This window comes from Pseudomonas marginalis (assembly GCF_900105325.1).
In the GTDB taxonomy this organism is placed as follows: domain Bacteria; phylum Pseudomonadota; class Gammaproteobacteria; order Pseudomonadales; family Pseudomonadaceae; genus Aquipseudomonas; species Aquipseudomonas marginalis.
In genome coordinates this window covers 2,101,112-2,121,288 of sequence record NZ_FNSU01000003.1, presented here as the reverse complement: position 1 = coordinate 2,121,288, position 20,177 = coordinate 2,101,112, and the positions used below count along the sequence as shown (strand labels likewise).

General features: G+C 63.3%; 18 protein-coding genes. 10 read left to right on the top strand and 8 right to left on the bottom strand.

The genetic code is table 11. The annotated features are described in order from the left end of the window. Positions 1-30: 30 nt before the first annotated feature. Both BLW22_RS18875 and BLW22_RS18870 read right to left on the bottom strand, forming a co-directional pair. Positions 31-1,083 carry an L-idonate 5-dehydrogenase gene (locus BLW22_RS18875; protein WP_074847261.1) on the bottom strand — a complete coding sequence of 351 codons (1,053 nt, stop codon included), beginning with the start codon at positions 1,081-1,083 and terminating at the stop codon, positions 31-33. Positions 1,084-1,097: 14 nt separating this feature from the next. Further along, on the bottom strand, positions 1,098-1,871 hold the full coding sequence (locus BLW22_RS18870) for a glucose 1-dehydrogenase (protein ID WP_074847260.1): 774 nt from the start codon (positions 1,869-1,871) through the stop codon (positions 1,098-1,100). Between the two features lie 135 nt (positions 1,872-2,006). On the opposite strand from BLW22_RS18870, the gene BLW22_RS18865 reads away from it, so the two are divergent. From BLW22_RS18865 to BLW22_RS18840, 6 genes are all read left to right on the top strand, one after another. Continuing rightward, positions 2,007-2,879, top strand: a complete 873-nt coding sequence (locus BLW22_RS18865) for a LysR family transcriptional regulator (protein WP_074847259.1) — start codon at positions 2,007-2,009, stop codon at positions 2,877-2,879. Positions 2,880-2,982: 103 nt separating this feature from the next. Continuing rightward, the gene (locus BLW22_RS18860) at positions 2,983-3,615 is read left to right on the top strand and encodes a glutathione S-transferase family protein (RefSeq protein WP_065926978.1); all 633 of its coding nucleotides are present in this window, start codon (positions 2,983-2,985) and stop codon (positions 3,613-3,615) included. A gap of 18 nt (positions 3,616-3,633) precedes the next feature. Continuing rightward, positions 3,634-4,554: a LysR family transcriptional regulator gene (locus BLW22_RS18855; RefSeq protein ID WP_065926979.1), complete on the top strand. Its 921-nt coding sequence runs from the start codon at positions 3,634-3,636 to the stop codon at positions 4,552-4,554. Next, a complete protein-coding gene (locus BLW22_RS18850; RefSeq protein WP_074847258.1) occupies positions 4,554-5,438 on the top strand; it encodes a LysR family transcriptional regulator in 885 nt (294 codons plus the stop codon). Before BLW22_RS18855 ends, BLW22_RS18850 begins: the two co-directional genes overlap by 1 nt. Before the next feature lie 79 nt (positions 5,439-5,517). Further along, a complete protein-coding gene (locus tag BLW22_RS18845) occupies positions 5,518-6,450 on the top strand; it encodes a pyridoxamine 5'-phosphate oxidase family protein (RefSeq protein ID WP_074847257.1) in 933 nt (310 codons plus the stop codon). Positions 6,451-6,613: 163 nt separating this feature from the next. Continuing rightward, positions 6,614-7,069 (top strand): hypothetical protein, encoded by a 456-nt coding sequence (locus BLW22_RS18840; RefSeq protein ID WP_143045150.1) that lies wholly within the window; start codon positions 6,614-6,616, stop codon positions 7,067-7,069. 292 nt (positions 7,070-7,361) lie between these two features. Here BLW22_RS18840 and BLW22_RS18835 read toward each other — a convergent pair whose 3' ends face one another. From BLW22_RS18835 to pmrG, 4 genes are all read right to left on the bottom strand, one after another. Next, positions 7,362-7,637: a DUF6124 family protein gene (locus tag BLW22_RS18835; RefSeq protein ID WP_074847255.1), complete on the bottom strand. Its 276-nt coding sequence runs from the start codon at positions 7,635-7,637 to the stop codon at positions 7,362-7,364. 401 nt (positions 7,638-8,038) lie between these two features. Beyond that, positions 8,039-9,559, bottom strand: coding sequence for an ArnT family glycosyltransferase (locus BLW22_RS18830; RefSeq protein WP_074847254.1), 1,521 nt, complete (start codon positions 9,557-9,559; stop codon positions 8,039-8,041). After that, the gene (gene arnT / locus BLW22_RS18825; RefSeq protein WP_074847253.1) at positions 9,559-11,214 is read right to left on the bottom strand and encodes a lipid IV(A) 4-amino-4-deoxy-L-arabinosyltransferase; all 1,656 of its coding nucleotides are present in this window, start codon (positions 11,212-11,214) and stop codon (positions 9,559-9,561) included. Before arnT ends, BLW22_RS18830 begins: the two co-directional genes overlap by 1 nt. Before the next feature lie 186 nt (positions 11,215-11,400). Then, positions 11,401-12,075, bottom strand: coding sequence for a lipopolysaccharide core heptose(II)-phosphate phosphatase PmrG (pmrG, locus tag BLW22_RS18820; protein ID WP_065923764.1), 675 nt, complete (start codon positions 12,073-12,075; stop codon positions 11,401-11,403). 274 nt (positions 12,076-12,349) lie between these two features. Here pmrG and BLW22_RS18815 point away from each other — a divergent pair, with 274 nt between their 5' ends. The 4 genes from BLW22_RS18815 (at position 12,350) to BLW22_RS18800 (ending at position 18,261) form a co-directional block, all read left to right on the top strand. After that, positions 12,350-13,009: an ABC transporter ATP-binding protein gene (locus tag BLW22_RS18815; RefSeq protein ID WP_065923765.1), complete on the top strand. Its 660-nt coding sequence runs from the start codon at positions 12,350-12,352 to the stop codon at positions 13,007-13,009. Beyond that, positions 13,006-15,468 carry an ABC transporter permease gene (locus tag BLW22_RS18810; RefSeq protein WP_074847252.1) on the top strand — a complete coding sequence of 821 codons (2,463 nt, stop codon included), beginning with the start codon at positions 13,006-13,008 and terminating at the stop codon, positions 15,466-15,468. Before BLW22_RS18815 ends, BLW22_RS18810 begins: the two co-directional genes overlap by 4 nt. A gap of 76 nt (positions 15,469-15,544) precedes the next feature. Further along, positions 15,545-16,636, top strand: coding sequence for a lipocalin-like domain-containing protein (locus BLW22_RS18805; protein ID WP_074847251.1), 1,092 nt, complete (start codon positions 15,545-15,547; stop codon positions 16,634-16,636). A 113-nt stretch (positions 16,637-16,749) separates the two neighbouring features. After that, a complete protein-coding gene (locus BLW22_RS18800) occupies positions 16,750-18,261 on the top strand; it encodes a cell envelope integrity TolA family protein (RefSeq protein WP_065948441.1) in 1,512 nt (503 codons plus the stop codon). A 60-nt stretch (positions 18,262-18,321) separates the two neighbouring features. On the opposite strand, the gene BLW22_RS18795 is transcribed toward BLW22_RS18800, so the two are convergent. Next, positions 18,322-19,419: an SMP-30/gluconolactonase/LRE family protein gene (locus BLW22_RS18795; RefSeq protein ID WP_074847250.1), complete on the bottom strand. Its 1,098-nt coding sequence runs from the start codon at positions 19,417-19,419 to the stop codon at positions 18,322-18,324. Beyond that, positions 19,416-20,093, bottom strand: coding sequence for a sterol desaturase family protein (locus BLW22_RS18790; protein WP_074847249.1), 678 nt, complete (start codon positions 20,091-20,093; stop codon positions 19,416-19,418). Before BLW22_RS18790 ends, BLW22_RS18795 begins: the two co-directional genes overlap by 4 nt. Between the last annotated feature and the right edge of the window lie 84 nt (positions 20,094-20,177).

Here is a 20,177-nt window from a genome sequence, read left to right as displayed (position 1 = left end):
ATGGCTGACCCCGAAGGGCTCATCACAGGTTCAAGGCTGATCCACCACGCCAAAATCCAGCACCACCTTCATCGCCTGGGTCTTGTCCGCCGCCAGTTCAAACGCCTGCACCGCCTGTTCGAACGGCACCGTGTGGGAGATCACCGGGCACACGTCGATAACCTGGCGATTGAGCAAGTCCACCGCCTGGGCAAACTCACTGTGGAAGCGGAAGGTGCCGCGCAGGTCGATCTCGCGGCTGACCAGCAGGTTCAGCGGCAGCGACACCTCACCGCCCAAGCCGACCGTGACCAGCACGCCGCGTGGGGCGATGCAGTCCAGGCCGTTACGCAGGGCCTGGGCACTGCCGGAGACTTCGAACATCACCTCGAAGTAACCCTTCTCGGCGGTGTAGCGCTTGAGCGCGTCGATGCCGTCGGCGATGTTGTGGGTGCGCGTGGCGCCCATTTTTTTCGCGCAGGCCAGGGCGCTGGCGGACAGGTCCACCGCGACGATTTCAGCCGCACCGGCGGCGCGCAGGCCGGCGATCAGCAGGTTGCCGATGGGGCCGCAACCGGTCACCAGCACGCGCTTGCCGAATACTGCGCCGGCCCGTTGGATCGCATGCAACCCCACCGACAGCGGTTCGGCCAGTGCACCTTCGGCGAGGCTGACATGATCGGCCAAAAGATGTGCCTGATGCGTCTCGATCACCAGGCTCTGGCGGAACGCGCCCTGGATATGCGGGAAGGGCATCGCGCTGCCGTAGAAGCGCATGTCCAGGCAGTGGTTGGGCAGGCCTTGATGGCAATAACGGCAAGCACCGCACGGACGCGAGGGCGATACGGCAATGCGCTGGCCGACCTTGAACCGGCCGGCGTCGGAGCCCACGGCATCGATCACTGCCGACACTTCATGGCCGAGCACCATCGGCTCGCGCAGGCGCACGGTGCCGAAGCCGCCGTGCTGGTAATAGTGCAAGTCCGAGCCGCAGATGCCGCCGCGGGCAATGCGCACGCGCAGTTGCTCGGGGCCCAGGCTGTGAGGTTCGTCCTGGGGGCTGACCCGCAGGTCTTTTGAGGCGTGGCAGACAATGGCGTGCATAGGGTTCTCCAGGGTTACAGCGACGCGGTGATGCCACCGTCGACATAGAGGATATGACCGTTGACGAAACTCGCGGCATCGCTGGCCAGGAACACCGCCGCACCGGCCAACTCAGCGACGTCGCCCCAGCGTCGGCTTGGCGTACGTTGCACCAGCCAGTCGCTGAACTCGGGGTTGGTCACCAGGTTGGCGTTCAACTCGGTCTTGAAGTAGCCGGGGCCGATACCGTTGACCGTCAGCCCGTGGGGGCCCCAGTCGATGGCCATGCCCTTGGTGAGCATCTTCAACGCGCCTTTGCTCGCTGCATACGGCGCGATGCCCGGGCGGCCCAATTCACTTTGCACCGAACAGATATTGATGATGCGCCCACGCTTGCGCGGGATCATCGCTCGCGCCACGGCCTGGCCCACCAGAAAGGCGCTGTCGAGGTTGGTGCTGATCAGTTCGCGCCAATGCTGCTCGCTGTAGTCTTCCAGCGGCCCACGGCGCTGCATGCCGGCGTTGTTGACCAGGATGTCCAAGGGCCCGAGGCGTTCCTCGATAGCGGCCACGCCGGCCTGGATCGCCGCGCTGTCGGTCACATCGAACGCTTGGGTGTGCACCTCCAGGCCTTCAAGGGTCAGCAGCGCGGCCGCGTCGCGCAAGGTGCTGCGGTTACGCCCGTTGAGCACCACCCGCGCACCGGCCTGGGCCAGGCCTCGGGCGATGGCCAGGCCGATACCGGCACTGGAGCCGGTGACCAGCGCCAGCCGGCCATCGAGGCGAAAGGTGTCTAGAACGCTTTGCATGGGCATGTTTCTCCGGGCGCGCTTGTGATAATCAAAACAACGGCTGATTGGCTTAACTTCACTCCGGTGTAGGGCGCAGGTCCAATGTTCATTTATGATCGGCTGATCAATATCCGTGATAACCGGGGAGGATCGATGGAGCTCAAGCACTTGCGCGCCTTTGTGGTACTGGCCCAGGAGCTGCATTTCGGCCGGGCGGCGGCGCAGTTGTCGATTGTGCAACCGGCCCTGAGCATGCAGATCAAGCTGCTCGAAACTGGCCTGGGCGTACGCCTGCTGGACCGCAATCGCCACTCGGTGACCTTGACCGATGCCGGTCGGGTATTCCTGCCCGAAGCCCAGGCGACCCTGCACCAGGCCGCGCGGGCGGCGGAGGCGGCGCGGGCGTCCAACCGGGGGGAAATCGGCCGGGTGCGCCTGGGCTTTGTGTCGTCGGTATTGCCGCACCTGTTACCCGAGTTGATCCGCATGGTGCATCAGCGCTACCCGCGTATCGAGCTGGAACTCAAGGACATGCCCGGCCCCGATCAAGCCGCCGCGCTGAAGAACGATCGCCTGGATTTCGGCCTGATGCGCCTGCCTGCCGCCTACCCTGGGGTGCAGACCCGCGTGGTGCTGCGCGAGCCGTTCTGCGTGGCCCTGCCGATGGATCATCCGCTGGCCGCGCAGGCGTCGATCCAGCCCGGCGACCTGCTCGACGTGCCGGTGTACATCCTTGCGCGGCGCTATGCGCCGGGGTTCTACGACGAATTTATCCAGGCCGTGGGCATCCCTTTGCAGATCGCGTCCGAACTGGGCGAGTTCACCACCATGCTCGCGCTGGTCTGCGCCGGGTTGGGCGTCGGCGTACTGCCGCAGCAGGCCGCGCGGGCGTTGCCGGCCAATTGTGTGTCGCGGCCACTGGCGTTGGGGGCGTTTCAGGCGCGTACGGGGTTGGCCTGGACCACGTTGGACAGTGCGGTGAAGACCACGCTGTTTGCGTTGATCGTCGAATTGTTTGGCGAGTGATTGTTTCACCGGCTGAAATGCTGGATTGTAAAAGCTGGTGATTCCAGTGGTCGGCGCAGCGGTGGAACATGCCGGTGTCAAAACCCCACCCTTGGAGCCTTACATGTCCCAGCCTGCGATCAAACTCTATGGTTTCCCCTTGTCCGGCCATTCCCATCGGGCCGAGCTGATGCTGTCCCTGCTGGGATTGCCCAGCGAGTTCATCCTGGTGGACCTCAAGCAAGGCGCGCATAAAAGCGCTGACTTCACTGCGACCATCAACCGTTTCGGCCAGGTCCCGGCGATTGACGATAACGGCACCGTACTGGCGGACTCCAACGCGATCCTGGTCTACCTCGCCACGAAATACGGCAAGGGCCAATGGTTGCCAAGCGACCCGGTGGGGCAGGCGCGCGTACAGCGCTGGCTGTCGGCGGCCGCCGGCCAGCTGCACGCCGGGCCCGCCACCGCACGGCTGGCTGTGGTATTCGGTGCCGATGTGGATGCGGCGGCGGCGATCAGCCGTGCCCATGGCTTGTTGGCACTGGTGGAGCAGCAACTGAGCGAAACCCGCTTCCTGGCGGGGGAGCAAGCGAGCATCGCCGATATTGCGTTCTACACCTATGTGGCCCATGCGCCGGAAGGCAATGTGTCGCTGGCCGACTACCCTAAGGTGCGCGCCTGGCTTGCCAGTATCGAGGCCTTGCCGGGATTTGTGGGCATGCCGCGTACGGCGGTAGGGTTGCAATCACATTAACGTTGCTGAGGCGCATCGATGGACCGATTTCACGAAATGCAGGTGTTCCTGGCAGTGGCCGAGGAGGAGGGGTTTGCCGCCGCGGCGCGCCGCCTGAACACCTCGCCCCCCAGCGTGACCCGGGCCATCGCCGCCATGGAAGCGCGCATCGGCACCCAGCTGCTGGCGCGCACCACCCGCAGCCTGCACCTGACCGAGGCCGGCCAGCGTTACCTCGAAGATTGCCGGCGCATCCTCGCCGAGCTGGACGAAGCCGAAGAAGCGGCGGCGGGCAGTTATTCGATCCCCTGCGGCCACCTCACGGTGACCGCACCGGTACTGTTTGGCGAGTTGTATGTGGCGCCGGTGCTGGGCGAGTACCTTGACCGTTTTCCGCTGGTGAATATCAATGCCTTGCTGGTGGATCGGGTGGTCAACATGGTCGACGAAGGGGTGGATGTGGCGGTGCGTATCGGTCATCTGCATGAGCCGGGGCAGCAGGCGATCAAGGTCGGTGAGGTGCGCCGGGTGGTGTGTGCGGCGCCGGCTTACCTGGCGCAGCAGGGCCGGCCTCGGCACCCGTCGCAGTTACGCGAGGCGAAGCTTGCTGCCTCGTCTTCCAGCCAATTGCTGAGCGAGTGGACATTTGTCGAGGGCGGCCAGCCATTGGCGGTGCCGGTGGAGCCGCGCCTGGTGGTCACGGCGAACAACGCGGCGATCAATCTGGCGAGAGTGGGTTGGGGCATCACGCGGGTGCTGTCCTATCAGGTCGCGGCGGCGGTGGCGGCGGGTGAGCTGGAGATTGTCCTGGAGGACTTTGAACCGGCAGCGCTGCCGATCCAGGTGGTGTTCCAGAAAAGCCCACGGGTGCCGGCCAAGATCCTCACCTTTGTCGATTTCCTCAGCCATCGCCTCGGCCAGGACGCAGCTTTGAACCCGGCGATGCAGCGGCGCGGCTGATGGAACGTTATCGCGACATGCAACTGTTCGCCGCGCTGGCCGGGCAAACGAGCCTGGCGTCGGCGGCGCGCAGTGCCCAGGTATCCGGCCCGACCTTGGTGCGCGCCGTGGCCCGCCTGGAAGCGCGCCTGCGCGTGGCATTGCTGGCGCGCAGTACGCGCGGCGTCAACCTGACCGACGCCGGGCACGCGTACCTGGCCGACTGCGTGCACCTGCTGGCCGCCGTGGACGCCGCCGAAGCCTCGGCCAAGGGCTTGCATGTGCAGGCCCAGGGCAATCTGCGGGTGTTCATGCCGTTGCTGTTCAGCCGCTATGTGATGGCGCCGCTGTTGGCCAGCTACATGGATCGTTACCCTGCGGTGCAGCTCACCGCCCACTACCACGACTATTACCCCAACCTGCACGAAGAGGGGCTGGACGTGGCGATCCTGGTCGGCGAGTTGCCCAGCTCATCGCTGATCGCGCGCCCGGTCGGGCACGTGCGGCAGATCCTCTGCGCCAGTCCCGATTACCTGGCGGCGCACGGTGAACCCCGACACCCGGACGACCTCAAGCAGCATCGTCTGATCGCGAATGCCAACCCGGTGCATTGGGAATTCCAGGGTTGCCAGCTCAAGGCCCGCGCGCGGCTGAGTTGCGCCACGGTGCAAGGCGCGATCAATGCGGCGCTGCACGGCACGGGGCTGGTTCGTTGCTTGAGCTACCCGGTGCATGAGCATCTGCTCGGCGGCCAGTTATGCCGCCTTCTGCCGAGCTACGAGCCAGCGCCCTTGCCGGTGCACGTGGTGTACCGCGAGGGCCGGCATGCGCCGATGCGCGTGCGCAGCTTCGTCGACCACTGCGTGGCGGCGCTGCGTGAGCACTCGGCATTTCAGTTGGCGTAATAGTGGATTGCCTGGGGTGGGCATTCTGCATTTGGCTGGTAGGGCGCAGCATGGGGGCAACCAACTTGAGGTGATCGCCATGAACCCTATCGAACAGTCCCCCTGGCATGCCGGCGAACGGCAGTTACAAGCAGCGGTCGGCGTGGCCGAGCGCATGGCGGTGGTCGGGCCCAAGGTGATACGCGATCACCTGCCGGAGCAGCATCGGGACTTCTATCCCTTGTTGCCGTACCTGATGCTCGGCGTGGTGGATGAGCAGGGGATTCCCTGGGCGACGATGGTCGAAGGCGCGCCGGGGTTTGCCCATTCTCCCGATCCTTATACTTTGCAGATTGACAGCCTGCCCTCTGCCAGCGACCCGGCTCGGGCCGCTTTGCACGAGGGTGCCGCAGTGGGCCTGCTCGGCATCGACCTGAACACCCGGCGCCGCAACCGCATGAACGGCCGTGTCGGCGGACTTGATCAGTACGGCTTGTCAATCGACGTCGTGCAGACCTTCGGGAACTGCCCCAAATACATCCAACTGCGGCCGGTCGATGGGGTTGCACGCAAACCTGGCAGCCAGGTCGAGCGCATGGGCGGCCTGGACGCCGCAGCCGAAACCATGATCCGCAACGCCGACACATTCTTCGTCGCCAGCTACGTGGATGTCGACGGTGAACGCTCGGTGGACGTTTCCCATCGCGGCGGCCACACCGGCTTCGTGCGCGTGGAGGGCGACGTGCTGACCATCCCGGATTTTGCCGGCAACCTGTTCTTCAACACCCTGGGCAACCTGACGGCCAATCCGGTGGCGGGGTTGTTGTTTATCGACTTTGAATCGGGGGACATGTTGCAGGTCGCCGGGCGTACCTCGTTGATTCTCGACGGGCCTGAGGTCGCCCGCTTCGAGGGCGCGCAGCGCTTATGGACAGTGACCGTGGAACACCTGGTCCGCCGCCCGGCGGCGTTGGCGTTGCGCTGGCAGTTCGCGGAGTTTTCGCCGTTCAGTTTGGGGATGGGGAGTTGGTAGCGTGGGTGCCGTCCTGGTTAAAGTGAACCGTGTCCTAATGACAACAAGTAATAAAAAGTACGTGCTTAAACCTGTCATAAATCACAGGTTACGGACCTCATTTTTTTCTATCCAATACAGGTTGGCGCGGCAACTACACACTGATACTGGAGAGGAGATGAACATGTTTGAAGGTATCGAACTTCAGAAGCCTGGTAGAGGGACAGCCACCGGTACTATGACCGGGACGGTCAAGAACCTGTACACCAATGTAGAGTCGTTCTTTGACGCTGAATGGATCTGGCGTGACAACCAGGAGGGGACGTTGCGTTTCCATGGCACCGTGGATGATCTGGAAAAACCTGGTGAGACAGCGCTCATTGGTCTTCATCTTGATCGCGAGGACGTTTCCAGCGGCACCTATAGGATTGGCGACGCGCAGGTGAAACTGACGCTGATTTACATGACTTTTATCCGAGAGACCGGTGTAACCAGAGAGTACAAAGGGCTTGAAGGTTGGGTTGAGTTGAAAAACAGCTACCCTGACAAACCGATTAGCGGAACGCTGTGGTTCAAAACCAAATCAATTGTGCTTAATAATTACGAGGTCAATCTGAACTTCGACATCACAGACTTTTAACCCTTCCAGGATCGCAGAGGCTCAGCGTTAATGGCAGGTACCGTGGGCCCGGCCGTCTTGTTAGTTTGCGCAAATGTCAGCGTTCAGTCTGGCGATGGGCAGTTGATAACTTCACTGCATTTATCCTGCCTGATGAAGATCCAGCGCGGGCGTTGTCGAGCTTCAGCGAGGCTTCGATAGCGTCCGGTCAGTCGACGAATTGACCGCCCGCCCCGGCCCCATCGCAGCCTCGCTGAAGCTCGACAACTCCCACAGGGGGCTTTGCTGTGCTGATTGGATTTGCGCTGTGTGATCAGGCCGCCGGGCATTCCCGATTAAGCGCCTCATCCACCAGTAACTGCGCAATCTCGATCATCTGCACCATTGCCAGCACATGCCGGCGGTTGTGACCGTCAAGACGTTCGGCGCAGCCGTATGCGCAGACCGTGGCCGATTCAAGCATCTCGCTGGCGTTGCTCAAGGCCGCTTCCGTACTCAGGCCGGGACGCACGGCGAAGATGACATCGGGGGGGATTGGCGGATGGTCATCCGAGGTGGATGGCGGGGGATTGGGTGTGACTTTTTTCATGGCGAAGCTCCTATGAATGAGCACCTCCATTTCGCTACCACACGAAGTCAGGAGGCGACTGTACACGGGGTGGTAGACCGGTCATAGAAACCCGGCAGGCCGAAGCCTCCCATGCACAGCCGCCACAAAGCAGCCCGCACAAAAAAACGCCCTTGAGCGTTTTGGGGTCTATGAAAGAACTGGGCTACCACACCCATTCGCTGAATTTGCAGCGACCCGCGAAGGTTAGCGGCGAGGTTGATCAGACGCAACCCGAAAGTTGCGTAAGAGCGGTCCGACAAAAAAACCAACCGCTGCACGTTTCGGCTGCTGTGCACAGGTGACGCCGAGCGTCACGGGCTGCATTCCCACGCAGGAGCGTGGGAACGATCTTAAGAGCAAGCACACCTGATGCGCAGCTATCAACGTGACGCAGGGATGAACGCTACGCTGCCCTCTTCACGCTTGCGAAACAACCGCTCGCCATTGTCCGGCTGGGTCGTGATCACCTGATGATCCGCACCCAAATACGCCAGAGGCGTCGGATCTTCTTTGGAAAACTGCGCGACGATGATCGTGCGCTGCGGGTCGAAAGCCTGGCTGCTGGTTTTTTCCAGCCAGGCCATGAACGCGGCGCTGTCGCCCTGGCGGGGAAAGTCCTGGGTCTCGGCGATGTAGTAGAACGGCTTGCCGCCATTTTGCAGGTACATCGGGACCTTGTTGTCGACTTCCACCAGCACCATCTGCCATTGGTTCCAGGGCGTGCTTTTCACGGCCTCGGCTTGCACATCCTCGGCGAAGCGGGTCACGCCGCCGTTGCCGTTGGACCAGGGATAGGCCACGCCAAGTATCAACAGCATGAGTGCGGCAGCGACCCCAAAGCCCTTCTGCCAGCGCGGCCAACTGGCGGGCTTTTTCAACACGCGCTCACTCAGCCACCACGCCGCCAGCAATTGGGCGAACGGTACCAGCGGCAACACGTAGTAGCTGCGCCGGCTGCCGCTGGCGGTAAAGAACACGAACAGCAGGCCCAGGCCCCACACCAGCCAGCGCACGTTCGGCGGGGTGTTGCGCCAGTGCCGCACGGCCAGCCACAGGCCGAGCAGCCAGCACGGGGTCCAGGGCAACGTGTAGGCGGGCAGGTAGATCAGGTAGGTGTAGATCGGTCCCATATGGTCGAACGGGTCGAAGAAGCGCACCACGTTTTCCCGGAACACCAACGCCAGGCCGCTCTCGCCATAGGTCGGTGCGCCGTACAAGTGCGACAGCACGAACGGCACGGCATACACGGCGGCCGCGATCAGCACGGCCAGCAGCAGGCGCAGATTGAGGTGGCGCTTGTAGCGCTGTTCGCTGAGCAGGTGCGGCAGCAGTACAAGGCCGGGCAGCACAAAGCCGATCAGGCCCTTGAACAACGACGTCAGGGCCAGCAACAGGAAAAACACCGTATAGCGCCACAGCCGCGTGTCGTCTGGGCCGCGCCAATACCACGCGACTGCCGCCAGCACGCCGCACACGGTGAGCACATCCGCCGTAGCCACGCGGGCCCAGAACAGGAAGTAGAAGGTGGTGGCGAGCATCCAGCCGGCGATCAGCCCCGTGCCCTTGCGGAACAGGCGTTCGCCAATCAGGTACACCAGCCACACACTCAGCCACGCGCCGATCACCGACGGCAGGCGCAATGACCAGGGCCCGAGGCCTCCCATCAGGTGCGCCGCGCCGGTGATCAGCCAGTAGGAGGGCAGGGGTTTGTCGTAATACGGCCCGCCCTTGAGGTATGGGTCGAAATAGTCACCGCTCTGCAGCATCTGCAAGGCGATATTCGCCCAGCGGGTTTCCGGGCCCCATAGGTCACGCGCACCCAGGCCGGTGAGCAGCAGCAGGGCCGAGACGCCCAGCAACAGCAGCAGGGCGCCGCGTTCGGTCTTGAGATAACCCGGCATTATGGCGCCTGCGGGTAGAGGATAAGTTCCAGGTAGCCCTTGTAATAGCGTTTGCCTCCGGGCGGCAATTGCCCTGCCTCGCGCATTTCACTGGTGCTGTTGACCCGCAGCAGCACGCCGACCGAGCCGTGTTGGCGAGCGTCCTTGAGCCAGGCTTGCACCTGCTCCAGATCGACTTTGCGCGGAGCCGAATCGGCATATTGCAAGCCGTAGCGCAGCTCGCCTTCGGTGTCATACAGCGTCACGTCGGGTCGTTGCAGGCGCCAGGCCAAGGCGCTGGCGCTCTCCAGTTCATTGCTCAGCAGCGCGTGGGTGTGCTGCAACTCATCCACATGCTCCAGCACAAATTGGTCGGGCATTTCGTTATCGGCGATGTAGGCCGGCATGCTCGACGGCAGCAGCACCACCAGCAGGCCGATGCCCAGGGCTGGCATTGCCCACAACGTCAGCGGCCTAAAGCTTTGCAGCAGGTTGGTGAGGATCCAGCCCAGCAGCACGATAAAGGCCAGCGACAGGCTGAACATCTCGGCATGGCTGTTGCCGTAGAGCGGCCTCGCGATTTGCAGGTAGATCAGCCCGACCATGGCGGCCATGCCGATCACGAAGTTGAACAGGCCATTGAGGCGCAGGGTTCGGGTTCTGCCTTGGCTGACCAGCTCGCTCAAGGTATGCCCCATCAGCAACGCCAGGGGCAGCAGGCACGGCATGATGTAGGTCGGCAGCTTGCCGTTGCTCAGGCTGAACAAGCCCAGGGGCAGCAGCAACCACAGGGCCAGGAAGGCGATTGCCGGGTGGCGCTTTTCTGTCCAGGCCTGGTGCAGGGTGTTGGGCAGCAGCCCGGCCCACGGCAGGCAAGCCACCGCCATGATCGGCAGGAAGAACCACCAGGGTCGCACGTGTTGCGCGTTGTCGGCGCTGAAGCGGCGGATGTGTTCATTCCAGAAAAAGAAGCGCCAGAAATCCGGTTCCTGAGTGTGGATCGCCAGCACCCAGGGCAAACACACCAGCACGGCCACGCCGATGGCCAGCGGGCCATACCGCAGCAACTCGCCCAGGCGCCGCTGCCAGAGCATATAGGGCACGGCGATCAGCACCGGCAGCGCCCACGCCAGGAAACCCTTGGTCATGAACCCCATGGCACAGGCAAATCCCAACACGGCCCAGGCGCCCAGGCGGCTGCGCAGGGTGCTGCTGTCGAGGGCAAACCACAGCGCCACCAGGCTCAGGTTGACCCACAAGGTGAATGGCGGATCGAGGTTGGAATACCCCGCTTGCCCGGCCACCAGGCCAAAGCTCAGGTAGAGCAGGGCGCAGGCGAAGCTTTTGCGCGGGTCGTTCCACAGGCGACGGGCGATCAGGTAAGCGAGCAGCACACTCAAGCCGGTGGTCAGGGCCGAGGCGATGCGTACACCGAACAGGTTCTGGCCAAACACGGCCTGGCCCAGGGCGATCAGCCAGTAACCGGCGGCCGGTTTTTCGAAATAGCGGATGCCCATGAAGTGCGGTGCCACCCAGTTGCCGCTCAGGAGCATCTCCTGGCTGATCTGGGCGTAGCGGGTTTCATCCGGTATCCACAAACCGTGCAGGCCCAGTGGCAACAGATAAAACGCGACGAAGGCCAGCAAGAGTACCGGCAGGGGTTTCAGGCGAGTCATGAAAACGTCGCTCCTTGACGTCCGATGGTGTTTTTTTCAACTAATGAAGTAATGGCGAAAGTCGTCACGGCGTTCACTAAATAACAGGAAATAGTCATAACGACCTTAATTAAGGACGCAACTAAACATGCCAGAACAGGGCTGTCTTTTTGCTGAACATAAGCCTGGCGGCGGGAAGGGAATGACTTAGATTTGTTTAAGCGCGGCAGGCCAGTCCTGGTTTTTCATGATGCCCAGGGCCTTGAACTTGCCGTTGGCCAGCACCTGCACGAACAGCGCGCTGCCGTACTCGGAAAACTTGGCGTGGGGGAAGCCCAGGGCGGTTTCAAAGTCGGCGATGCAACCGCTGTGGGTGACGAATACGAGGTTGCGTCCAGCCTGTTTGTGGCTGAGCAGTTCTTCGCCCATGGCCTTGCCGCAGACGGCTTGTTCGCTGGAGGTCATGTCGGTTTTGCCGAACATGAAGCGCGAGGTCTGAGCCGTGCGAATGGCGGGGCTTGAGAGTACGTCAGTGCCGTCCATGCCCAGTGATTTAAAGGCTTTTCCCAGGTTTTCGGCGTGTTGGCTGCCATTGATCGTCACGCCTTCCACCGGGCCCAGGCACGGGTTGCTCGAACGGTCGCAGCGCTCTTCATGCCGCACCAGTACGATCAGGTCGCCGTCGCGCCACAGCGGCAGCACCTGGGACGTCAGCAGGCGGTTGCCCACGCCGAGGTCCCGTGGGGAGGACGGCCAGAACAGCGCGCAAGTGAGCAGCACGGCGACCACCGTAAGCCCGAGCCAAAGCGGTTTGAGGCGCTTGAAAAAGGCTCGGCGCGAGCGTGGTTTAATCAGGGTAAGGTCAACCACTACATTCACCATGGTCACTATCGGCTGTGTTGTATTAATTAGGCGCAACTTGTCGGCAAGTGCCCGAAGTGAAGCGCGAGGCTGTCACAGGGTGGCTGTCTTTTCGCTGAACATGCTGCGGTTAAAAGTTGCCAGGCGTGGCAACTAATAAGTTGTCGACGAGTGACGCTTGGCCGGCAATTTAAAGTGCGGTGGGTGGGCGGCCGGTGAAAACCATGTGAAAAATTTGCGTGGCCTTGATCCTCAGCCGTTATTCTCGATTGCCAGCCATCAAACGAGTGTTGCCATGTTGCAGGTGCAAGGTGTCTTCAAAAGCTACGCCACCCCCCAAGGCCCGTTGGCGGTGTTGGCGGGGGTCGACCTGCACCTGGGGGCGCGCAGCAGCCTGGCGTTGATGGGTGAGTCCGGCAGCGGCAAGAGCACCCTGCTGCATCTGGTTGCCGGGCTTGATCGGGTGGACGGCGGCAGCATAGAGGTGGGTGAGCAGCGCCTCGACCGGATGAGCGAGGCGCAACTGGCCCACTGGCGGCGTACCGAGATTGGCCTGGTGTTCCAGCAGTTCAACCTGATCGGCAGCTTGCGCGTCGACGACAACCTGGCGTTCCAGGCCCGCCTGGCGGGGCGTTTTGATCCGCAGTGGCAGGCGCAATTGGTCGAACGCCTGGGCCTGGGGGACTTGCTCAAGCGCTATCCGGAACAACTCTCGGGCGGCCAGCAGCAACGGGTGGCGGTCGGGCGGGCGTTGGCCTCGCGCCCAGGTTTGCTGTTGGCCGACGAGCCCACCGGCAACCTCGACGAAGCCACCAGCGACGAGGTCCTGCAACTGCTGCTGGACCTGCTGCGCGACAGTCCCACCAGCCTGTTGATGGTGACCCACAGCCCACGCATCGCCGCCCGACTGGACCGGCAAGTGGTGCTGCATCATGGACAGGTCATGCCGACGTGAGGGTGTTTTACTGGACCTTGCGTGCCTTGCTCAGCCATTGGCGACGGCATCCGGTGCAGTTTTTCAGCGTACTTACCGGCCTGTGGCTGGCCACCGCGCTGCTGACCGGGGTGCAGGCCCTCAACAGCCAGGCCCGCGACAGTTACGCGCGCGCCAGCCAATTGATCGGCGGCGAACCCCAGGCCAGCCTGAGTGCGCCGGACGCCACCAGTTTCGCGCAAACGCTGTTTGCCCAACTGCGTCGTGCCGGGTGGCCGGTGTCGCCGGTGGTGCAGGGGCGGCTGCAACTCAAGGGGCATGAGGACGTACGCCTGCAGTTGATGGGCATCGAACCATTGTCGTTGCCCGGCAGCGGCGCGGTGGCGGGGCAGCGCCTGAGCCAGGCGCAGATGCTGGCCTTCTTTGAACCGCCGGGTCTTACCTGGATTGCGCCGCACACCTTGCAGGCCCTGGGACTGCGCGAGGGCCAGCAACCGCTCACGCTGACTGGGCAGCGCCTGCCGCCGTTGCAGGTCCAGGCGGATATGGCGCCCGGCCTGTTGCTCACCGATATCGGGTTTGCCCAGGCGCTGCTGGAGATGCCCGGCCAGCTCTCGCGCCTGCTGGTGGACAAGGCCTTCGCCGCTCGCCATCCCACACCGCCCGCCGGGCTGCAGCTCAAGGAGGGCGAGGAGAATAACCTTGCACGGTTGACCGAGAGCTTTCACCTGAACCTTGATGCGCTGGGTTTCCTGTCGTTTGTGGTGGGGCTGTTTATCGTGCACGCGGCCATTGGCCTGGCCCTGGAGCAGCGGCGCGGGTTGTTGCGCACCTTGCGCGCCTGTGGGGTGAGTGCGCGGATGTTGATCCTCGGCCTGGGGGGGGAGCTGGGGGCGTTGTCGCTGTTGGGGGGCGTGCTCGGCGTCGCCAGCGGTTACCTGCTGGCCAGCCTGTTGCTGCCGGATGTGGCCGCCAGCCTGCGTGGCTTGTATGGCGCCGAGGTGCCGGGCCAATTGAGCTTGAGTCCCTGGTGGTGGGCGGCAGGGTTGGGCTTGAGCCTGCTCGGCGCCTTGCTTGCCGGCGCCAGCAGCCTATGGCGCGCGGCGCGTTTGCCGTTGCTGGCGCTGGCCAACGCCCAGGCCTGGCACGAGGCCCATGGGCGCTGGTTGCGGCGCCAGGGCTGGGTCGCGGCTACGGCCTTGCTGATCGCGTTGTTGGCGTTATGGCTGGGCGACAGCCTGGCGGCGGGCTTTGTGTTGATGGCGGCCTTGCTGCTCGGCGCCGCCCTGGGCTTGCCGGTGCTGCTCAATGGCCTGTTGGAGGCGCTGCTGGGGCGCAGCCGTTCGGTACTCGACCAGTGGTTCCTGGCTGACTGCCGTCAACAACTGCCGGCCCTGAGCCTGGCGTTGATGGCGCTGCTGTTGGCCCTGGCCGCGAATATCGGCGCGGGCTCCATGACCTCAGGCTTTCGCCACACGTTCAACAACTGGCTGGAGCAACGCCTCACCGCCGAGCTGTACCTCAACCCGCAAACCCCGGCCCAGGCAGAGCAACTCAGCGCCTGGCTGGCGCAGCAACCGTTGGTGCATACCGTGTTGCCCACCTGGCAGGTCGCGGTGCAATTGCAGGGCTGGCCGGCGGATCTGTTTGGCGTGGTCGACGACCCGACCTATCGCCAGCACTGGCCGTTGTTGGAAGCGGCGAGCGCGCCGTGGGACCAGTTGCAGCAAGGCGAGACCCTGATGCTCAGCGAACAGCTGGCGCGGCGGCTCGGGGTGACGCTGGGTGATACGGTGAGCATTCCCACGCCCCAGGGTGTGTGGTCGCCGACCGTGGTGGGGGTGTACGCCGATTACGGCAACCCCAAGGGCCACGTGCTGGTCAATTCTCGGCACCTGCTGGCCCGCTGGCCGACACTGGCACCGGCGCGTTTCAACCTGCGGGTGTTGCCGCAGGACGTGGCGCCGCTGGTGGCTGAAGTGCAGCGCGCCTTTGCCCTGGAAGACAGCCGTATCGTCGATCAACAGCAACTCAAGGGCTGGTCGAGCCAAGTGTTCGAGCGCACCTTCGCCGCCACCGCCGCGCTCAACAGCCTGACCCTGGGCGTGGCCGGCGTGGCACTGTTCATCAGCCTGCTGACCCAGAGCCAGAGCCGCCTCGGCCAACTCGCCCCGCTGTGGGCATTGGGGGTGACGCGCAGGCAATTGATGCTGCTGAACCTGGGGCAAACCTGGCTGCTGGCGGTGCTCACGTTGCTGCTGGCGTTGCCGCTGGGCCTGTTGCTGGCGTGGTGCCTGGACGCGGTGATCAACGTGCAGGCCTTTGGCTGGCGCCTGCCGTTGCAAGTGTTCCCGTGGCAGCTCGCACAATTGCTGGGGCTGGCGATGTTGGCCACGTTGCTGGCGTCGGCCTGGCCGCTGTGGCAGCTGTACCGCAGCCGTCCGGCGGATTTGTTGAGGACGTTTGCCCATGAAGATTAAGCCCCTGTTCCTGGCTGTCCTCTCTGTAGGAGCGAGCTTGCTCGCGAAAAACCCGAGAGCGCCGCGTGCAGCCGGAATGCCCGCGTTATCGTTGACGTTTTTCGCGAGCAAGCTCGCTCCTACAGGGCTTCTTCTGTTGCTGTTAGGCGCGTGCGACCAACAACCTGCGCCGCCGGAAAGCTTCGCCGGCCTGGGCAGTGACGCGGCCGACTTTGCCCAGGTGCTGCCCGGCAAGGTCTTCAGCTTTCCCGAGGACCACGGCCCCCACGACGGCTTTCGGATCGAGTGGTGGTACGTCACCGCCAACCTCAAGGACGCCCAGGGCAATGTGTTCGGCGTGCAATGGACGCTGTTTCGCAACGCCCTCAAGGCCGGGCCGACGCAGGCGGGCTGGCACGACTCGACCGTATGGCTCGGCCACGCCGCCGTCACCTCCGCCACCCACCACTACGCCGCCGAACGCTTCGCCCGCGGTGGCGTCGGCCAGGCCGGGGCGCAGGCCGCGCCGTTCAACGCCTGGATCGACGACTGGAATTTCGCCAGCCAGCCCGGCGCCGCGAGCGCCTTGGCGGACATGCAACTCAAGGCCAGCGGGGCGCAATTTGCCTACGACCTGCGCCTCACCTCCAGCCGGCCATTGGTGTTGCAAGGCGACAACGGCTACAGCCGCAAATCCGATCAGGGCCAGGCGTCGTACTACTACAGCCAGCCGTTTTTTACCGCCGAGGGCAGTGTCAGCATCGACGGTAAGACGTATCAGGTCAGCGGCCCGGCGTGGCTCGACCGCGAATGGAGCAGCCAACCGCTGACCGCCAGCCAGACCGGCTGGGACTGGTTCTCCCTGCACCTGGACCGAGGCGAGCAACTGATGCTGTTTCGGGTGCGGCAAACCGACGGCGCGTCCTACCTGACCGGCACCTGGATCGACCGCGAAGGCCACACCCAGACCCTGCACAACGCCGACATCCAACTGGCACCGCTGGACACCACGGCGATTGACGGCCGCCAGATTCCCACACGCTGGTCGCTGAAAATTCCCGGCAAGCAGCTGGATATCACCACCCAGGCCGTCAACCCCAAGGCCTGGATGAACCTGAGTATTCCGTACTGGGAAGGGCCGGTGCGGTTTGAGGGTGGGGTGGGGTACCTGGAGATGACCGGGTATTAGATGAAGAAATTTCCTACAAAAATACTGGACATGCATACAGTTGTTGGCTAGATTCCATCCCAGGTGACCGGATGTCACCTGACCTTCAGTTTTTAACTATGGATGGATAAAAAATGAAATCGAAAAAAGCCTTTATGCTCGGTGCGGCCATGGCGGCCACCTGCTTTGTCTCGGCCTTTGCCCTCGCTGAACAATACCCTCACCTGGCTGCGCAAGCGGCGCCTCCTGCGGTCAAGCAAGGCTTGAAAAGCGCTGCGAAGGTCAAGGCCAACAAGGCGACGGCTGCCCTCAAACAGCAATTGCTGGCGGGTGCCCAGCAGAAGAAAACCCTGTTTGCCCCCAAGGCGAAGGCTGACTCGGTGGTGGAAGACAACACTGCGCCGGCCAGGGTGGCCAAGGTACAAAAAGCCACGGCCCAGTCGGCGCCCGCCGTGCAGGCTGCGCTGGTCCAGGGCTGTGAGCAGACGCTGGACATCAACTCGCTCTATACGATCGATGGCGTGCAAACCGGCGACCTGCTGTGCTACCACTTCAACCTGCCGCAGAAGGCGCGGATCAATGTTCTGCTGGTCAACCAGACCGCAGGCACCGACATGTCGTTGTCGCTGTTCCAGGACGACGGCCAGGGCAATCCGCTGCCCCTGGGCACCTCCAATAACCCCGGCACGGGCGATGAAAGCCTTGGCGGCGTGGTGCCGGCCGGCGATTACTACTGGTTCATGGAGGCCAACGCGGCGGTCCAGGGCTCGAGCTTTCAGTTCGGCGTCGCGGTCGATACCAACCTTGATGCGTTCGAACCCAATGACACCCCGGACACGGCCTTCCAACTGCCGGACACCCTCAACTACATCAACGGCAATGCCGACAGCCTGGATGATGTCGATTACTTCGATTTCACCGCCGTCCGTGGCCAGAGTGTGGGTATTGCGCTGACGGCCGATGCGACCAGTGGCAGCACGCGCAACAAGTGGATCCTCGAGCGTTTCGATGGCGCCCAGTGGGTCACCGTGGGGGCCAACGTCGTGTCGACCTCGATCCCGAGCCCGGGTGTCGGTGGCGTGGTCAAGGTACGTGTGCGGCCGAACCAGCACCCGAACGAGCCGTGGAGCGCGACCGGCAAGTACAACTTGTCGTTTGGTTCCAACCCGCGGGTCAACAGCCCGGATGTGAAGGGCGAGGCGAACGTGTTGCGCATTCCGTATTCGGCTTCCGACGTGGGCTACGGCTACATGACCACCCAAGCCTATCGCGACCTGACCTGGACCATGGGCCTGTCGGACAGCACCGGTGCACCGCTGGTGGGCCTGCACCCGATCGTCTATCTCGACCAGCGGATCGACCCGGCCAACGGCGATATCGTCTACAAGGCGTATTCGGCGGCGACCGACAGTGCGGGCCAAGCGGCGGGCACGATCAACGTGGGCACCTGCTTCGGTGATTTCCAGACCACCTTTGTCGACTATGCCCAGGGCTACAACAACACCTGGCGTACCGACTTCAACTACGGCGTGTGGCGCATGGAAGTACTGGAATACCCGGGTATCGGCGTCGGTGGTGACAACACCGAGTTCGTCAGCTTCGGCCACCTGTGCAAACAGACCTTGCTGAGCAGCACCAAGAGCTGAACATGAGTGACCCGTAGTACCCAGGGCATACAGGCCAGGCGCCTGTATGCCCTGTTTGCGTTATTGCGCCAACGCCAGCTTCAACGGCAAGCGCGCCATGCTCGTATTCTTCAATGAGCCCAGGTACAGCCAGTCGCCATATTCCCGGGCCGTGGTGATGGGCGAGTAATTGCTGGCGCTGCCATCCTGCAAGTTGGCGATGACCTTGCCGTCGGTGTCCAGCCCCAGCACGAAGGCTTTGCGCTCAATGGGCTTGGGCACCACCATCAGCGCGCGCACCATCACCTTGCGCAGCAATGGGTAGCCGGCAAAACTGTCCAGCAGCGGGTTGCGCGGTGAGTACAGTGCTACCCAGAAACGGTCCTGGCCGTTGAAACTGAGGTTGTCCGGCAGGCCGGGCAGGTTGTCGATAAACAAGTCGTGGTTGCCCGCACGTTCGCCCTTGAGCCAGTAGCGGCTGATGCGATACGCCCCGGTTTCATTGACCAGCAGGTAATTTTCATCGGGGCCGAGGGCCACGCCGTTGGCGAATTGCAGTTGGTCCAGCAACACCTCGGTGGTGCCGTTGCGAAAGTCATAGCGCAGCAGGCGACCATCGCCGCCATGCTCGATCACCGCCTCGCCATCCTGGCCATAACCCCAGCGGCTCGAAGCATCGCTGAAGTAGGCATAGCGCCCGCCGGCATCGATGGTCACGTCATTGGTAAAGCCAAAGGGGACGCCATTGGCGCTGGCGCTCAGGACGGTCAGTTGGCGCTGGGGATCCAGCGCGAGCAAGCCCTTGACCCCGTCGGCAATGATCAAGCGCCCGTCCGGGTGCAGTGCCATGCCCAGCGGCCGCCCACCGGTGTTGGCCAGTACTTCCAGGGTGGGGCTGTCGGGCGACGTGCGGATGATGCGGCCGTCATGCAGCCCGCTGATCAGAAGCCCCTGGGCATCGAGCAGCAAGGCCTCGGGGCCGGCGATGCCCTGGGCGCCGATTTTCTGCACAGCCTTGAGGCGCTGGTTGTCGGCATAGGCACCTTCCTTCATCGATGGCGCCTTGGGCGGAGCCCAGTTCACCGGTTGCACTTTGGTCGGCATCAACAGCAGGAAAGCGATCACCGCCAGCAGCAGCACAAACAGCAGATGACGCATTTTCTTTCGACGGGTACTCATGACGATTCCTGGTTGTCGTTGGGGTTCGGTTCCCAGTACAGGGTGCCGAACAGGTAATCCATCAGCGGGAGGACGATATTGAAATTGCGCCCCTGCATCAGCTCTCGGCGGTGATGCAGGGCGTGCAGTCGGTGCATCTGGCGAATCCACGGCAGGCGCGCCAGCGGGTGGTCGGCGGGCAAGTGCTCGCAGGCGTGGAACACTTCGTAGAGCAGGTAACCGAGGATCATGCTCCCGGCGAACAGCCCGGCGACATTGGCGTTCAGGTGCTGGAGCAACCACCAGGCGGGGAGGGTGATGACCAGGCTGTGCAGCATGATCAGCCACGCCGGGAAGAGAATGACGCGCCAGTCTCGCGGGCTGTCGTAGGTCATGTGGCCGGGGGTAAAGAAGCTGTGGTGATCACCGGTGTGGCGCGCATAGAACAGGCGGGCCAAGGCGTGCTTGTGATGGCCGAGGTGGCGATGCACCAGGTAGATACAGAGGTTGAAGAGCACCAGGGTCAGCGGCACAGTCAGCCACTCGAACGGCGTAACTCGGTGGGTGGAGGCCCCGGCCAGGCCGATGCAGCACACGCCATAGCCGAGCACAAAGCCGGCGTGCAGCCAGGGGTTGTAATGGGGGCTGACCTCGGCGCGGTAGCGGCTGCGAAACGTCTCGGTGGGATGGACCATGGCGGGCTGCTCAGGTTTTTTTGTTGGAGACTGAGCTTAGTTGGTACACGGGAATCTGCGAGTTTTGCGCGCTGCGCCGGGGAA

Bases quoted from the DNA above. Each gene is read 5' to 3' on its own strand.
- BLW22_RS18875 (WP_074847261.1), bottom strand. From the start codon at position 1,083: ATGCACGCCATTGTCTGCCACGCCTCAAAAGACCTGCGGGTCAGCCCC.
- BLW22_RS18870 (WP_074847260.1), bottom strand. From the start codon at position 1,871: ATGCAAAGCGTTCTAGACACCTTTCGCCTCGATGGCCGGCTGGCGCTG.
- BLW22_RS18865 (WP_074847259.1), top strand. From the start codon at position 2,007: ATGGAGCTCAAGCACTTGCGCGCCTTTGTGGTACTGGCCCAGGAGCTG.
- BLW22_RS18860 (WP_065926978.1), top strand. From the start codon at position 2,983: ATGTCCCAGCCTGCGATCAAACTCTATGGTTTCCCCTTGTCCGGCCAT.
- BLW22_RS18855 (WP_065926979.1), top strand. From the start codon at position 3,634: ATGGACCGATTTCACGAAATGCAGGTGTTCCTGGCAGTGGCCGAGGAG.
- BLW22_RS18850 (WP_074847258.1), top strand. From the start codon at position 4,554: ATGGAACGTTATCGCGACATGCAACTGTTCGCCGCGCTGGCCGGGCAA.
- BLW22_RS18845 (WP_074847257.1), top strand. From the start codon at position 5,518: ATGAACCCTATCGAACAGTCCCCCTGGCATGCCGGCGAACGGCAGTTA.
- BLW22_RS18840 (WP_143045150.1), top strand. From the start codon at position 6,614: ATGTTTGAAGGTATCGAACTTCAGAAGCCTGGTAGAGGGACAGCCACC.
- BLW22_RS18835 (WP_074847255.1), bottom strand. From the start codon at position 7,637: ATGAAAAAAGTCACACCCAATCCCCCGCCATCCACCTCGGATGACCAT.
- BLW22_RS18830 (WP_074847254.1), bottom strand. From the start codon at position 9,559: ATGCCGGGTTATCTCAAGACCGAACGCGGCGCCCTGCTGCTGTTGCTG.
- arnT (WP_074847253.1), bottom strand. From the start codon at position 11,214: ATGACTCGCCTGAAACCCCTGCCGGTACTCTTGCTGGCCTTCGTCGCG.
- pmrG (WP_065923764.1), bottom strand. From the start codon at position 12,075: ATGGTGAATGTAGTGGTTGACCTTACCCTGATTAAACCACGCTCGCGC.
- BLW22_RS18815 (WP_065923765.1), top strand. From the start codon at position 12,350: ATGTTGCAGGTGCAAGGTGTCTTCAAAAGCTACGCCACCCCCCAAGGC.
- BLW22_RS18805 (WP_074847251.1), top strand. From the start codon at position 15,545: ATGCCCGCGTTATCGTTGACGTTTTTCGCGAGCAAGCTCGCTCCTACA.
- BLW22_RS18800 (WP_065948441.1), top strand. From the start codon at position 16,750: ATGAAATCGAAAAAAGCCTTTATGCTCGGTGCGGCCATGGCGGCCACC.
- BLW22_RS18795 (WP_074847250.1), bottom strand. From the start codon at position 19,419: ATGAGTACCCGTCGAAAGAAAATGCGTCATCTGCTGTTTGTGCTGCTG.
- BLW22_RS18790 (WP_074847249.1), bottom strand. From the start codon at position 20,093: ATGGTCCATCCCACCGAGACGTTTCGCAGCCGCTACCGCGCCGAGGTC.